The 13,881-nt window shown below is 69.2% G+C and carries 11 protein-coding genes and 1 tRNA gene; 8 read left to right on the forward strand and 4 right to left on the reverse strand.

Translation table 11 applies throughout. The annotated features are described in order from the left end of the window. Nucleotides 1–474: 474 nt before the first annotated feature. Entirely contained in the window at nucleotides 475–1,014 is a 540-nt protein-coding gene (locus ABD212_RS14710) for a hypothetical protein (protein ID WP_344095951.1), read from the forward strand. A 29-nt stretch (nucleotides 1,015–1,043) separates the two neighbouring features. On the opposite strand, the gene ABD212_RS14715 is transcribed toward ABD212_RS14710, so the two are convergent. Further along, on the reverse strand, nucleotides 1,044–3,032 hold the full coding sequence (locus ABD212_RS14715) for an ArnT family glycosyltransferase (protein WP_344095953.1): 1,989 nt from the start codon (nucleotides 3,030–3,032) through the stop codon (nucleotides 1,044–1,046). Between the two features lie 145 nt (nucleotides 3,033–3,177). On the opposite strand from ABD212_RS14715, the gene ABD212_RS14720 reads away from it, so the two are divergent. From ABD212_RS14720 to ABD212_RS14735, 4 genes are read left to right on the forward strand one after another with little or no spacing between them, the layout of a single operon-like run. Continuing rightward, nucleotides 3,178–3,957 carry a DeoR/GlpR family DNA-binding transcription regulator gene (locus ABD212_RS14720; RefSeq protein ID WP_344095955.1) on the forward strand — a complete coding sequence of 260 codons (780 nt, stop codon included), beginning with the start codon at nucleotides 3,178–3,180 and terminating at the stop codon, nucleotides 3,955–3,957. Then, a complete protein-coding gene (locus tag ABD212_RS14725; RefSeq protein ID WP_344095957.1) occupies nucleotides 3,954–4,901 on the forward strand; it encodes a 1-phosphofructokinase family hexose kinase in 948 nt (315 codons plus the stop codon). The genes ABD212_RS14720 and ABD212_RS14725 overlap by 4 nt, the downstream gene beginning before the upstream one ends. A gap of 34 nt (nucleotides 4,902–4,935) precedes the next feature. Then, a complete protein-coding gene (locus ABD212_RS14730) occupies nucleotides 4,936–6,984 on the forward strand; it encodes a PTS fructose transporter subunit IIABC (protein WP_344095959.1) in 2,049 nt (682 codons plus the stop codon). A gap of 38 nt (nucleotides 6,985–7,022) precedes the next feature. Then, complete coding sequence (locus ABD212_RS14735) at nucleotides 7,023–7,292, forward strand: HPr family phosphocarrier protein (protein WP_344095961.1); 270 nt, start codon at nucleotides 7,023–7,025, stop codon at nucleotides 7,290–7,292. A 60-nt stretch (nucleotides 7,293–7,352) separates the two neighbouring features. Here ABD212_RS14735 and ABD212_RS14740 read toward each other — a convergent pair whose 3' ends face one another. Continuing rightward, complete coding sequence (locus ABD212_RS14740; protein WP_344095963.1) at nucleotides 7,353–7,991, reverse strand: MBL fold metallo-hydrolase; 639 nt, start codon at nucleotides 7,989–7,991, stop codon at nucleotides 7,353–7,355. A gap of 106 nt (nucleotides 7,992–8,097) precedes the next feature. Between ABD212_RS14740 and ABD212_RS14745 the strand changes: the two genes are divergently transcribed. After that, nucleotides 8,098–8,173 (forward strand) — tRNA-Glu (locus ABD212_RS14745). 48 nt (nucleotides 8,174–8,221) lie between these two features. On the opposite strand, the gene ABD212_RS14750 is transcribed toward ABD212_RS14745, so the two are convergent. Both ABD212_RS14750 and ABD212_RS14755 read right to left on the reverse strand, forming a co-directional pair. Beyond that, nucleotides 8,222–9,382 (reverse strand): S8 family peptidase, encoded by a 1,161-nt coding sequence (locus ABD212_RS14750; RefSeq protein ID WP_344095966.1) that lies wholly within the window; start codon nucleotides 9,380–9,382, stop codon nucleotides 8,222–8,224. Between the two features lie 200 nt (nucleotides 9,383–9,582). Continuing rightward, a complete protein-coding gene (locus tag ABD212_RS14755) occupies nucleotides 9,583–10,665 on the reverse strand; it encodes a DNA glycosylase AlkZ-like family protein (RefSeq protein ID WP_344095969.1) in 1,083 nt (360 codons plus the stop codon). A gap of 89 nt (nucleotides 10,666–10,754) precedes the next feature. Between ABD212_RS14755 and ABD212_RS14760 the strand changes: the two genes are divergently transcribed. Both ABD212_RS14760 and ABD212_RS14765 read left to right on the forward strand, forming a co-directional pair. Further along, nucleotides 10,755–12,059 carry an HNH endonuclease signature motif containing protein gene (locus ABD212_RS14760; RefSeq protein ID WP_344095972.1) on the forward strand — a complete coding sequence of 435 codons (1,305 nt, stop codon included), beginning with the start codon at nucleotides 10,755–10,757 and terminating at the stop codon, nucleotides 12,057–12,059. Between the two features lie 118 nt (nucleotides 12,060–12,177). After that, on the forward strand, nucleotides 12,178–13,881 hold the full coding sequence (locus ABD212_RS14765) for a SulP family inorganic anion transporter (protein WP_344095974.1): 1,704 nt from the start codon (nucleotides 12,178–12,180) through the stop codon (nucleotides 13,879–13,881).

Below are 13,881 nucleotides of genomic sequence, written 5' to 3' on the forward strand. Positions count from 1 at the left end.
TCACACCCGGCATCGGCAAAACGCATGAACGCCAACCCCAACGGGAGCGGCAGGGACGCTACGAGCCAGACACCAGGTGATCAGGATCCAACCACCGCAACGCGGCACTGTCACCCTGACACTGAGTCGACGCTACCGGCATCCCCCCGTCCGCCGGCCCGCACGAGCGTGTCGGCGTGCCCCCGCTGCGGCTGGTGTCGCAGGCCCAGGGCATGGTGGATCATGTCTGCCGTGAATGGCTCATCGTTGAGCCGTGGCGAGTCGGACGAACTCGCCGAATTGCGCCGCCGCGCATACGGCACTTCGGCGGGCATCGCGGACGACCCGGCCGCACAGGCACGTTTCCACGAGCTCGAGAACGCGAGACGCGCGCCTGCGCCCGATCCAGGGCCGGAGCAGCCGGATCCCTCGCTCGCGCCCACGTCGGACGACGGGAAATCCGTTCCGTCGCGATAGCCCGCGGCTGTTCCTGCAGTGGACATTCCCGGTCCGTCCACGGCGGCGCGTCGACGGTTCGGCGTGGTGGCGATCGCGGCTGAGGCCGCACTCGCGGGTGCAGGGGTGACCGCTGCGGCACTGTCCGCCGCATCCGGGGCCGGCCCGCCATCGCCCACCCCGGCGCCGACGGCGTCGCTTACGGCCGTCACGCTCGTAGTTCCCTTCGCCGATGCGACCCTGAAGCCGGATGCCGCGCTCACCGCGGGCGCTCTTCTCGGCGCCGCGAACTGGGCGGATTCAGCGGGATTCGACCTCGACACGCTTCAGGGCCACCAGGCGGTGGGCACCACAACCCCGTGGACGGCGACCAGGTGGAAAGGTCGGCAGCAGTGCGTCCTCCTGGCCGTGAATCCACACGAGATCTTCAGCCATGTGGGGTGTGCGCCGGTGGGCCGGACAGCGACGCTGGGTCTGCCGGTGAGTGCGGACTCCGCCGAAGGCATCCGTCATGACGTCATCCTGGTCTTCCTGAACACGGGAGCCGCCCTGGAAGTGCGTGCCGTCAGCGTGCGCTGACGCTGATCGCGCGCACGCAGCGATCGATATCAGGTGCCGGCCGATGCGGTCGCCGTGCACTCGTAGAGCGATGTGGTGGGTGCGTCGCTCGGCTGCGAACAGTTCTGCTGCACCCACTGCAGGATCTGGGCCGACGTTCCTGACTGGCCGATGCCGCCGAAACCGCCCCCGCCGGTCGCGATGACAAAGCGCAGGCTGCCGTCCGCGACGAGCTGCTCGAACCGATCGAGGGTGGGGACAGGATCGCCGCCGTTGAACCCGCCGATCGGCAGGAACGACCCGCCGTCCGAGGCGATGATCAGTCCTGCCGCGGATTGGGCGCCGAAAGTCGCCGCGAGGTAGTCGGCGCCGTCCTGATGCGTCTGCAGGTACGCGATGAGCTCGGTGTCCACTCCGCCGCCGGGCTGTCCCTGCCCGAGACCCGCACCGCCGGCGGGCGGCTGATTGGCCTGGGGACCCTGCGCAGCGCCGAGACCGCCGCCCTGCGGGGCCGCTCCGCGACCGAACTGGCCCTGCCCGCCTGGAGGCCCGGAGCGCCCTTGTCCGGCGAGGCCGCCGGGCGCCCCGCCGAACCCAAAGCCCGCCATGTCGGCCACGCCGCCGGCCACCGGGTTGGTCGCGCTGGGGTTGGCGATCGCGACGACCGACCACGCGAGCGGGGTGAGCAGCAGCGCCGCGCCCGCGAGAGCAGCGACGACCGCGCGAGGCCGGAGGCGCAGCATCCGCTCCCGCACGATCGCGAGGATCGCGATCGCGGCCAGCACGGCCTGCGCCACGGCGACGAAGATCGAGTACCCGCCGTACCAGAAGCCGATGGCGAGCGCGGTGACGGCCGCGACCCCGAGCAGGCTGACCTGCGCCCAGGTCGACCGGTGCCGCCGCGCGACGGCGAACGCGAGCCCGATCGCGAGCGCCATCGGGATCGCGAGCGCCGCGGTGTAGAACTGGTGCATTCCCGCGACGACCGAGAACATGACGGCGAACGTCGCGAGCCACACGCCGAGGAGCACCGTGACCGGCCGAGAGAATCGAAGCACCCACAGCACCGCGATCGCCAGGAACGCGGTGGGAAGCAGCCACGCCACCTGACCTGCGAGCTGCTCGTTGAAGAGCCTGAGCACGCCTGGATCGCCGGAGAACGGCGGGGTGAACGAGCGGTACGCGACCGAGTCGGCGGTCGTGTCGCCGAACCTCCCCAGGCCGTTGTAGCCGAACACCATCTCCCACGCACTGTTGCCCAGCGTGCTGCCGATGTAGGGGCGGGAGCTCGCCGGTACCAGTGAGACCGCGATGATCCACGCCAGCGATCCGACGAGACTGATCAGCCCCGCGACCGCGAGCTGCCAGATCTTTCGCAGCCACGGCGTGCGCGTGCAGAGCCACGCTGCCGCGAGTGCCGGCCACACCGCCCACGCCTCGAGCATGTAAGTCTGGAACGAGAGCGCGACGAAGAGTCCGGCCACGACGAGCCAGCCGAAGCTGCGGCGGGTCATGGCCTTCGCCGCGGCCCACCCGACGGCCGCGAGGCCCAGGACGAAGAACGTCTCGGGCTGGTTCGACCGGGCGACGGCGACCAGGATCGGGGTCGTCGCGACGACAGCTCCCGCGAGCAGACCGGCGGCCGGATTCAGCAGCCGCTTGGCCGTGAACGCGACGAGCAGCGCCGCAGCGACGGCCGCCAGAGCGTTGGGGAGCACGACCGTCCACGACGAGAACCCGAATGCCTTCACGAAGAGCGCGGGGATCCAGTACGAGCCCGGGATCTTGTCGAGCGTCACCGTGCCCGCGGGGTCGAGGGCTCCGAAGAGGAAGTTCGACCAGCTGCGGCTCATCGACAGCGCGATCGACGCGTAGTAGTCGGAGCGCGAACCGGACCACACTGACCACGTGGTGAGCAGGGCGGCACCGACCGCGAGCAGGACGAGACCGGTGTGCCAGCCCATCCAGCGACGGGCGCGAGCGGCGGATGCCGCGGGGGTGCCCGATCCGAGGGTCGGAGCTTCGATGATGGTGGCCACGAGCAGAAAGTATCTTCGCGACTCAGCTCCGGACTATGGCGGGGTTATGAATCCGCTGGATGCCGACCAACGAGAACGAATATCTTCACTCTTGTTCTGTGTTGGATTGTGTTGTAATGTGTTGGAATCCGAGGAAGGGTCGACGATGTACGCGACGGAGCGCAGGGAGCTCATAGAGCGCCTGATCGTCGATGACGGCCGTGTCAGCGTGATCGATCTCGCCCGTCGCTTCGATGTCACGACCGAGACCGTTCGCCGGGATCTCGACCAGCTCGAGTCGACCGGGTCACTCCGCCGCGTGCACGGTGGCGCCGTGGGGCCAGACCGCGAGAGCACCGCCGAGCCCTCCATCGCGCAGCGCCTCGAGCGCCAGGGTGCGGCCAAGACCGCGATCGGGCGTCGTGCGGTGGCTGCCGTCGCGGACGACTTCCGCGGATCGGTCTTCCTCGACGCCGGCACCACGACGGCCGCGGTCGCACGCGAACTCGCCCCCAGACTCGCGGCAATGCCGATGGAGATCGTCACCCATTCGCTCACGCTCGCGCACGCCCTCGCCGCCGTGCCGAACGCGTCCCTGACAGTGATCGGGGGCAAGGTGCGGGGGCTGACTGCTGCGGCGGTCGGCGCCGACACGGTCAGGGCGATCGAGGCGCTTCGGCCCGACATCGCGTTCCTCGGCACGAACGGCGTCTCCGAAGGATTCGGCCTCAGCACGCCCGATCCCGAAGAAGCCGCGGTGAAACGCGCGATCGTCCGCTCGGCGCGCCGCGTCGTCGTGGTCGCCGACGCTGACAAGCTCGGGCGTGAACTGCTGGTCGGGTTCGCGGCTCTCGCCGACATCGACGTGCTGGTGACGAATGCCGCACCAGACCCCGCTCTCTCGGCGGCGCTCGCCGAGGCCGACGTGGAGGTATGGCTCGCATGATCGTCACGCTCACCGCAAACCCATCGCTGGACCGCACGATCGTCCTCGGCAGTGCCCTTCGACCGGGAGAGGTGCAGTCCGCCGCGTCGACCCGTGAGGACGCCGGGGGCAAGGGCATCAACGTCGCGCGCGTGATCGCCGCGGCCGGCGTGGACGCCATCGCCGTCCTTCCGCTCGCAATCGACGACCCCTTCGACGCGGCCCTGCGCAGTTCCGGGGTCACGGCGAAGCGGGTTCCCATCCACGGGCGCGCCCGTGCGAACCTCACGATCACCGACCCCGCCGGTGTCACGACCAAGCTTAACCTGCCGGGCGCGGCGCTGGACTCCACCGACCGTGCGGCCGTGATCAAGGCCGTGATCGCGGCATCCGTGGGCGCCCGCTGGCTGGTGCTCGCGGGATCCCTGCCTCCGGGCGCAGGCGCCGACTTCTACGTCGACGTCGTGGCCGCCGTCCGTGGCGCGCTCGGCGACGCCGCTCCGCTCATCGCGGTCGACACGTCCGGTCCCGCGTTGAAGCAGGTCGTGGCCCTTGCCGCCCCGGATCTGATCAAGCCCAACGACGAAGAGCTCGCCGAGCTCGCCGGGGCCGAGCTCGACGGGGGAGGCGATCTGGCCGGCGAGATGCTGCGCGTCGCCCGCACGCTCGTGCCGGCCCGCACGCGCGCTGCTCTCGTGACGCTCGGGCCGCACGGCGCCGTGCTCATCACCGCCGATGGGGCCTGGCACGCCGGTGCGCCCCGCATCCAGGTCGCCAGCACGGTCGGCGCGGGCGACAGCTCACTCGCGGGCTACCTGCTCGCCGAGGTCGAGAACGCGTCACCGGAAGACCGGCTGCGCCGATCCGTCCGCTACGGCGCGGCTGCGGCATCCCTTCCCGGCACGCAGGCGCCGACTCCGCAGGACCTTCCGCCGGGCGAAGTGCCCGTTTTCCGTCTCACCTGATCCCTCCCACCCACATCGACCATTGGAGGTCACCGTGTCCCAGACCATAACCCCAGAGCTCGTCAGTCTCGACGTCGGGCTCGGCACGTCCAAGGCATCCGTCATCCGTGCGCTCGCCGCACGCGTCGTCGCCCAAGGGCGCGCGACGGACGCCGAGGGTCTCTTCGCCGACGCCTGGGCGCGAGAACAGAAGGACGAGACCGGCCTGCCGGGCGGAATCGCGATCCCGCACGCCAAGAGCGCTGCCGTCACGGTGCCGTCGCTCGCATTCGCACGGCTCGATCCCGGCGTCGACTTCGGCGCTCCCGACGGTCCAGCAGACCTCGTGTTCCTCATCGCCGCGCCCGAAGGGGCCGCGGAGGCGCACCTGGCCGTCCTCTCGAAGCTCGCCCGCAGCCTCATGCAGGATGACTTCACGAGCGGCCTGCGCGCCGCGAAGACGGGCGAGGACGTCGTCGCGATCGTGCGGAATGCGATCGGAGAGGGGGATGCCGCGGCAGCACCTGCGGCCGCAGCCGCCGCATCGGCGGCAGTCGCCGGCGCCACGGCGTCGGACCTCATCGTCGACGGCCGCCCCGCCCGGATCGTGGCGGTGACGTCGTGTGCGACGGGAATCGCGCACACGTTCATGGCCGCGGATGCGCTGGCCGCCCAGGGCAAGAAGCTCGGGGTGGACCTGACCGTCGAACCGCAGGGGTCCAGCGGCTACAAGGCGATCCCGCAGAGCGTCATCGACGGCGCAGACGCCGTGATCTTCGCGACCGATGTCGATGTCCGCGAACTGCAGCGCTTCTCGGGCAAGCCGGTCGTCCGGTCCGGTGTCAAACGCGGCATCGAACAGCCGAACGAGATGATCCACGAAGCCGTCGCCGCCGCCAACGACCCGAACGCGACACGGGTCACCGGCGGCGCCGCCGCCGCATCGACCGCCACGGCCAGTGACGCGAACATTGGCTGGGGAGCGCGCATCCAGCGGATCCTGCTCACCGGTGTCAGCTACATGATCCCGTTCGTCGCCGGCGGCGGTCTGCTCATCGCGCTCGGCTTCCTGCTCGGCGGGTACAACGTCACCGCGGATGCGTCCAAGGTCATCGTGGACAACGCCCTGTGGGACCTGCCGCCAGGCGGGCTCGGCCAGTATCTGGGCTCGGTCGCGTTCATGATCGGTGCGACCTCCATGAGCTTCCTCGTCCCCGCCCTCGCCGGCTACATCGCGTTCGCGATCGCCGACCGGCCGGGCATCGCGCCGGGCTTCGTCGCCGGCGCAGTCGCCGTGCTCATGAGCTCGGGCTTCATCGGCGGAATCGCCGGCGGTCTGATGGCAGGCTTCGTGGCCCTCTGGTTCTCGCGACTGCAGGTGCCGCGCTGGCTGCGGGGACTCATGCCCGTGGTGATCATTCCGCTGATCGCATCGATCGTCGCGTCGGGCATCCTGGTCCTGTTCCTTGGCCGCCCCATCGCCACGCTCATGGCGTGGCTGAACACCTGGCTGAACGACCTGGCCGCCACTGGCGCGATCATCGTGGTCGGCGTGATCCTCGGGCTCATGATGTGCTTCGACCTCGGTGGCCCGATCAACAAGGTCGCATACGCCTTCGCGGTAGCTGGTCTCGCCGCCGGCTCGGCAACCAACCAGACGCCGTACCTCATCATGTCGGCTGTGATGTGCGCCGGCATGGTGCCGCCGCTCGCGATGGCGCTGGCATCCACCGTTCTGGCCCGCGACATGTTCCCGCCTGTCGAGCGTGAGAACGGCAAGGCCGCCTGGCTGCTCGGCGCCGCGTTCATCAGCGAGGGCGCGATCCCGTTCGCGGCGGCAGATCCGCTGCGCGTCATCCCTGCCTGCATGGCGGGCGGTGCCATCACGGGTGGCCTCAGCATGGCGTTCGGTGTGACATCGCTCGCCCCGCACGGCGGCATCTTCGTCCTCTTCGCGATCAACCCGATCTGGGGCTTCCTCGTGGCTCTCGTGGCAGGTACCGTCGTGACGGCGCTTGTCGTGATCGCCCTGAAGCGCTGGGTCGGTCGCAAGGAGCTGGAGGCGGCAGAGGCGCCGTTCGAAGCCGCCGCCGTCGCAGTATGACCCGCAGAGTCCGCATGACGATCGAAGGAGACTGACCCATGGCAGAACGTCAAGCCACCATCGCGAGCAGCTCGGGGCTGCACGCCCGCCCGGCGAAGCTCTTCGTGCAGGCCGTGCAGGAGAAGCCGGTCCCCGTGACCATCGCCGTCGAAGGCGGACCCGACCTCAATGCCGGCAGCATCCTGTCTCTGATGGGCCTCGGAGCGTCGCATGGTACCGTCGTGACACTCAAGGCGGAGGGGGATGGCGCCGATCAGGCGCTGGACGAACTGGTCACCCTGCTCGAGACGGATCTCGACGCCGAATAGACGCAAGACGACGGATGCCGCGGACCGAAGCCGCGCGGCATCCGTCGTCTTCGTTCGCGCCTAGAGATCCGTCGAGTCGCCCGGATCGAGCGCGAGCAGCTCACCGCCGCCCTGCTCCACGGCCCACTTCAGGCGTGCTCGGCCCATCTCCTGACCGGCGCGGGACAGCGTCATGTCGTGCGTGCCGAACGCCTGGCGCGGCGCGACGGCCAGCACGAAATCCATGGCTTCGCCGATCTTGAGCCAGGGCGCTCCGACCGGAGCCGCGAGCAGCCGCACGTCGGCGCCCTTCGGCACGGCATACGAGTCACCTGGGTAGTAGAACTCTCCGTTCACGAGCACGCCCACGTTGTCGACCACGGGGATCGTCTCATGGATGACCGCGTGCTTGCCGCCGAAGAACTCCAGGTGGAACGGGTCGAGATCGACCGTGTCGCCGGGATGGACGGCGATCACGTCATAGCCCGCCGCCGCGTTGACGACGCCCTCGGGTCCGTAGATGGGCACCGCCTGGTATGCCTTGCGGATGCGGTCGAGGTGATCGGGAGTCCAGTGGTCGGGATGCTCGTGCGTGATCACGATTCCGACGACCCCGTCGAGGTCGCCGAGGGGAGCCGTGAAGGTGCCCGGGTCGATCACCAGGGTGCTGCCCTGCTCGATCAGAGTGAGGGTGGCGTGTTCGAACTTCGTCAGTCGCATGCGCCGAGTCAACCGGCCCGAGAACGCCGCGGCAAGCACCTTGTGCAAGCCGCTGTCGATTTGTCGGGATGCCGCGCACATGGCATAATCGAACGGTTGCGTGTCCGGCCCCATCGTATAGCGGCCTAGTACGCCGCCCTCTCACGGCGGTAACGCGGGTTCGAATCCCGCTGGGGTCACCAATGAGAATGCCCGTCCAGAGGACGGGCATTTTGCGTTGGCGGCCGCGCCTAAGGCACCTGCGCCAGCAGGTTCGGCGTGCCCTTCGCGTTGCTCACCTTGTTCTTGACGGCGTCCGCCTTGATGGTGCTCGCCACCGTGGCGGGACTCGCCGTCGGGTTGGCCTGCAGCACGAGCGCCGCGATGCCGGCGACGTGCGGTGACGCCATCGACGTTCCCGAGATGGTGTTGGTGCCGCCATCGAGCCAGGTCGAGGTGATGTCGACTCCCGGCGCGAACAGGTCGACGCAGCCGCCGTAGTCCGAGAACGAGGCACGGGCGTCGGTGCGTGTCGTGGCCGCCACCGTCAGCGCGGAACCGGCCGAGGCCGGCGAGAAGTAGCACGACGAGAAGCTGTCGTTGCCGGCGGCGACGGCGAGGGTGATGCCCTTGTCGGTCAACCGCTTCACGGCGGCGTTGATCGACCTGCTGTAGATGCCGCCGAGGCTCATGTTCGCCACGGCCGGGCGCTGGCCGTTCTTCGCGACCCAGTCCATGCCCGCGATGACCCCGGAGGTCGCGCCCGAGCCGTTGCAGCCGAGCACTCGCACCGCGATGAGTGACACCGACTTCGCAACTCCGTAGGTCTTGCTGCCGACCGTGCCGGCGACATGCGTGCCGTGGCCGTTGCAGTCCTCGGTCCCGCGTCCGTCATTGACCGCGGTATAGCCGCTGGTCACGCGCCCCGTGAAGTCGGGGTGGGTGCGCTGGATGCCGGTGTCGATGATGTAGGCGCGAACGCCCGCGCCGGTGCCCGACGGCGAATACGAGTTGTCGAGCGGCAGGCTCGGCTGGTCGATCCTGTCGAGCCCCCATGTCACCTGGGTCGTCATGACGGAGTCCGCCTCGACGAGTTCCACCAGCGCATTGCGCTGCACGGCCGCGAGCTGCGCCGGAGTGAGATCTGCGGCGAACCCGCCGAGCGTCGTGTACAGGTGTGTCACGACGCCGGCTGGAAGGACGGCCACCACTCTCGCGAGCGCGGCATCGATCCTCGCGGCCGGTTTGAGCATGACGATGTAGCTGCCATCGATCGCCGTCGGCGGGCCGCCCGCCGCCTCGGGCGCCGCGCCCGCCGCCGGTGCCGCCAGGGTGATGCCGGCGGTTGTCAGCAGGGCGACGGTCATGCTCGCCAGGGCGAGCTTCCATCGATTGCGCATCGGAATCCGCATGAGGTACTCCCGGTTCGTCGGTGGAGCTTCCTTCAGCCTCCGGAGGCGTGTCGCTCGGCGCCTCGACGGGACGCTCGCGCTTGATCGGCGCTAAGGCCGACGATAGGCCGCTGCGCCGATCTGCGCGACCCCCTCGGCGATGGTTCACCCGGCCGTGACAGGGGAGCGCCCGGTCACGGATGCCGGTCGCCCGGTGCCGGTTACCGAGCCTCCTCGACCGCCAACCCGAGCCATTCGCCGAGCTCCACAATCTCGGCGCGCACCATCTCGTCCTCCTCCGGCTCGAAGGGCAGGAACTGATGGACGGCGTTCACGCGAAGGACGTCGCGGGTCCTGTCGACTTCGGCATCCAGCATCCCGACGAATCTGTCTCCCATCAGGATCGGGTGCGCGAAGTAGCCGTACACGCGCTGCGGCTTCGGCTTGAACTGCTCGAGCACGTACTTGAACTCGAAGATCTCCTCCAGGCGCGGCCGGTCGAAGAGCATGGCGTCGTAGGGGTTGAGGAACGCCACGCGGCCGCCGTCGTCCTCGTCTTCGAGTGCGGCGAGAGCCTCGGGGTCGACGCGGAACTTCCACCTGCTCCCCTCGATCGTCGCCGGCTCTCCGGCGGTGCCGACCGGGTTCCACCAGCGGTGCGGCCTGGCGATCCCCGCCGCCTGCAGTGCGCGCTCCTCGAGAAGGTGTGCGGCTTCGTCGGGCTCGTATTCGGGAAGGTCGCTCGGATAGACGCGCTCGGCGATGTCCCATCGCCGATGCCGACCTTCCCGTCCGACGATCGCGACCTCGCCGCGCCGTGACAGGAAGTCGAGCATGATGGGGACCTGGTTCGATCCCGACCAGCCATCCGGCGCCCGGCGGACCTGTGCGGTGTCGGGAATCTGACTCGCCAAGAGCGCGCCCTCCGCGCGCAGCCGCGCCAGAATGTCGCGCCGGAAGCCATCGTTCGCCTCGAGCCAGTCGCGATTGCTCGGGCGCTGCGGGAAGTGCCGCATGGCCGGCATCATGAGCGGAAGCAGACTCACCGGGCGGAAGGTTCCGGCGAACTCGAAGAGCACCCGATCGAGTTCGACGGCCTTCTTGAGTAGGCCCGGTTCGTACGACCAGCCGATCCGCGACCACAGCATGGTGTGCTCGCATGGGGCGATCGTGGCGGTCGGGTCGATCTTGATCTCGCCCAGCTGCTCGGAGACCTCCACGACATCACCCGGCCGGTCGGCATCGAGGAGCTGGGCACGAACGATGACCCGCCGAGCCTGGTCGCGGGTGAGGCGATGCGTCACACGTCGAACCTATCGCCGGGAGGATGGGCCTACTGCGGGCGTGTTCTCCGCCACCCGGGAGTGTCGGAGGTTTGTTCTACCCTCGCTGTATGTCGGATTCCACCCCTTCTCATCCGGACGGCCATGTGGGCGGCGAGCGGGAAGCGCGCGACGCCTGGCTGCCGCTCGTGCCGGATGCGGTGGATCTGGTGGTCGAGACAGAGTCGATGATCTCGGTCTTCGCGGCACAGCGATACCGACGAGTCGAGGCGATGCGGCGCGAAGCGCTGACCGATGCCGCCCGGCACGGCTATGCGTTGACCGAGGTCATCGAACGATCGGTGCGCCTCGAGCTGGCGGCCGCGCTCGCGATGACCGAGGCTGCGGCAGGACGGTTGATCGCGGAGGCCTATGCACTGGTGAACCGCTATCCGCTCGCACTCGACTCGCTGGCCGGAGCGCGGACGACTCACCGGCACTGCGCGCTGCTCGCGGAGGCATTGGATGCCGTGGAGCCCGAGTTCCATGATCGGCTGCTGGGTGCGGCCGTGGCGTTGGCGGAATCAGAGCCAGTGGGCACGTTCCGCCGCAAGCTTCGCGCCCTCATCGAGACCGTGCGGTCGGTGACGGTGGCGCAGCGTCATGAGGCCGCGTTGCCGCAGCGCCGGGTGGTGCTCGAGCCTGCGGCTGACGGCATGGCCTGGCTGCACGCGCTCATTCCCGCGGTGGAGGCTCACGCGATCCATGGCCGGCTCACCGGCCAGGCAAAGGTCCTTGCCTTACGCGATGGTGAGACTCGGGCGCTCGACCAGCTGCGGGCGGACTTGCTGGGCGACATTCTGATCGACGGGGTTCCCGAGAGTCTCCCACCCGAGGCCCGCGGCATCCGTGCCGCGGTCGTCGTGACCGTCCCGGCTCTCACCCTGCTCGGCGCCGAGGGCTGCGCGAACGGACTCGCGACCGTCGAGGGCGTGGGACCGATCCCGATCGCGAAGGCGCGCGAACTGTGCGGCGCGGCGGAGGGTTGGATGCGGGTTCTCACCCATCCCGAGACGGGCATGGTGCTGTCGGTGGGTCGCAAGCGATATCGACCACCGCCAGAACTGCGGCGGCTCGCGCGATGGCGGGCCGAGACCTGCATGGCGCCCGGTTGCGGCGTTCCGGCCTCTCGGTGCGAGATCGATCACAATGTCGCGTGGCATCAGGGCGGCACGACCTCCCTGGGAAATCTGACGCCGTTCTGCAAGGGTCATCACATCGTCAAGCATCACGGACGGTGGCGAGTCGAGCAGATCGACGGCGGTGGAGGAGCCATTCTCTGGACCTCGCCGACGGGCAGACGATATCGCGTCGAACCCGAGAGACGTCTCCCCGTCTTCGTCCCGGTCGCCGGCGCTCCGCCGCCCCCGTTCTGAGGCCGCGGTCACGATCTCGCGCCACTCCGGCCCGTCGCCACCCTGCCGCGCCCGGTCTGCATCCTGATCTGCCCGAGGCCCGACTCCCGACGCCCGACGCAGGTGCCATGATCAACCCATGGCGCGCGCTTCCCGCATCCCCGGTTGGCGCCGCGTGCGGCGCGTGTTCCGCCGTGAGACGCTCGGAAAGGATGCGATCGCCGGCTCCATCCTCGGAATCGTCAGTGTCCCCGACGGTCTGGCGCTTGGACTGCTCGCCGGGCTCAACCCGATCGCCGGCCTGTACGGCTATCTGTTCGGGATGGTGGGGGCGGCGTTCTTCACCAGCAGCACCTTCATGGCGGTGCAGGCGACCAGCGCGATGAGCATCGTCATCGCGGACTCGGGCCTCGGCGCGCTTCCTGATCCCCGCACTGCCGTATTCACCCTCGCGATCCTCACCGGAGTGGTCATGATCATCGCCGGAGTTCTGCGCGGCGGGCGCCTGCTGCGGTTCGTCCCGACGGCGGTGATGGTCGGCTTCGTCAGCGCGATCGGAGTCAACATCATCCTGGGTCAGCTCCCGAACCTGACCGGGAGCACCGGCCGGGGTGAGCACCGGATCGTTCGCAGCGTCGACCTGCTCATCCACCCGGGCGGATTCCACTGGCCCACCATCGTGGTCGGCATCGTCACGATGGCACTCATCGTGGTGCTCAAGCGCACAAGGATGGGATCCTTCGGGATCGTCGTGGCGGTCATCGGCGGTTCGGCGCTCGCGGCACTGTTCACTAATGTCTTCGACGACCGGGTGGCCACGGTGGAGGACGTCGCCGACATCCCCACCGGCTTGCCGCTGCCCGCCATCCCGTCGTTCGAGAGCTTCGCTGCTCTGATCGTTCCGGCGCTGTCGCTGGCGCTGATCGGCTTGGTGCAGGGGGCGGCCGTGGCCGCCGCGGTTCCCAATCCCGACGGCAGACCCGCCGACAGTTCGCGGAACTTCATCGGACAGGGAGCGGGAAACATCGTCTCGGGGCTGTTCCAGGGGATGCCGGTGGGAGGGTCGATGTCGACATCCGTGATCCTGGCGACCTCCGGTGCGCGCACCCGACTTGCGCTGTTCATCGCGGCCGGAGTGATGGCGGTGCTCGTGCTCGCGGCATCCGGACTCGTCGGACTGGTCGCGATGCCCGCCCTCGCCGCGCTGCTGATCGTGGTCGGGGTGCAGACAATCAAGCCGGCCCGCATCCGCTCCGTGATGGGCAGCGGTCCGCTTCAGACGACCATCATGGCGGTCACCTTCGTGCTCACGCTCATCGTGCCCGCCCAGTTCGCGGTGCTGATCGGCGTCGGGCTGGCGATCATCATGTTCGTCGGCCAGCAGTCCAACCGGCTGCGGCTGCGCCAGCTCGAGTTCGCCTCAGGCGGGCGGATCCGCGAGCGGGATCCGATCCAGCGGGTTCCCGCACACTCGGTCGTGGTGCTTCAGCCGTACGGGAGCGTCTTCTTCGCGAGCGCCGCGGCCCTCGAGGAGCAGCTCCCCGAAGTGGATGACGAGTCGCGCGGATCGGTGGTGGTGCTGCGCCTGCGGGGCATCGATGAGGTCGGCCTCACGTTCGTCGCGGTGCTCGACCGCTACCTGACGGAGCTCGAGAAGCGCGGATCGACCCTGCGCCTCGTCGTATCGAGCAACCGCGTGATGACTCATCTCCAGGCGGGCGGACTGCTCGACCGGCTGGGCGAGCAGGGTCTCTACGAGGGGACCGAGTGGCTCGGCGAGTCGACCCGCCGAGCCCACGACGACGGTCTCGCGTGGGTGCGCGCGCACACGCCTCCGGAGTAA

Origin of the sequence: Microbacterium deminutum (genome assembly GCF_039530205.1) — a bacterium.
GTDB lineage: Bacteria > Actinomycetota > Actinomycetes > Actinomycetales > Microbacteriaceae > Microbacterium > Microbacterium deminutum.

What these genes read in the sequence shown, in the direction of transcription:
- ABD212_RS14750 (WP_344095966.1), bottom strand. Translation starts at nt 9,382, where the DNA reads ATGCGGATTCCGATGCGCAATCGATGGAAGCTCGCCCTGGCGAGCATG.
- ABD212_RS14735 (WP_344095961.1), top strand. Translation starts at nt 7,023, where the DNA reads ATGGCAGAACGTCAAGCCACCATCGCGAGCAGCTCGGGGCTGCACGCC.
- ABD212_RS14725 (WP_344095957.1), top strand. Translation starts at nt 3,954, where the DNA reads ATGATCGTCACGCTCACCGCAAACCCATCGCTGGACCGCACGATCGTC.
- ABD212_RS14760 (WP_344095972.1), top strand. Translation starts at nt 10,755, where the DNA reads ATGTCGGATTCCACCCCTTCTCATCCGGACGGCCATGTGGGCGGCGAG.
- ABD212_RS14740 (WP_344095963.1), bottom strand. Translation starts at nt 7,991, where the DNA reads ATGCGACTGACGAAGTTCGAACACGCCACCCTCACTCTGATCGAGCAG.
- ABD212_RS14720 (WP_344095955.1), top strand. Translation starts at nt 3,178, where the DNA reads ATGTACGCGACGGAGCGCAGGGAGCTCATAGAGCGCCTGATCGTCGAT.
- ABD212_RS14765 (WP_344095974.1), top strand. Translation starts at nt 12,178, where the DNA reads ATGGCGCGCGCTTCCCGCATCCCCGGTTGGCGCCGCGTGCGGCGCGTG.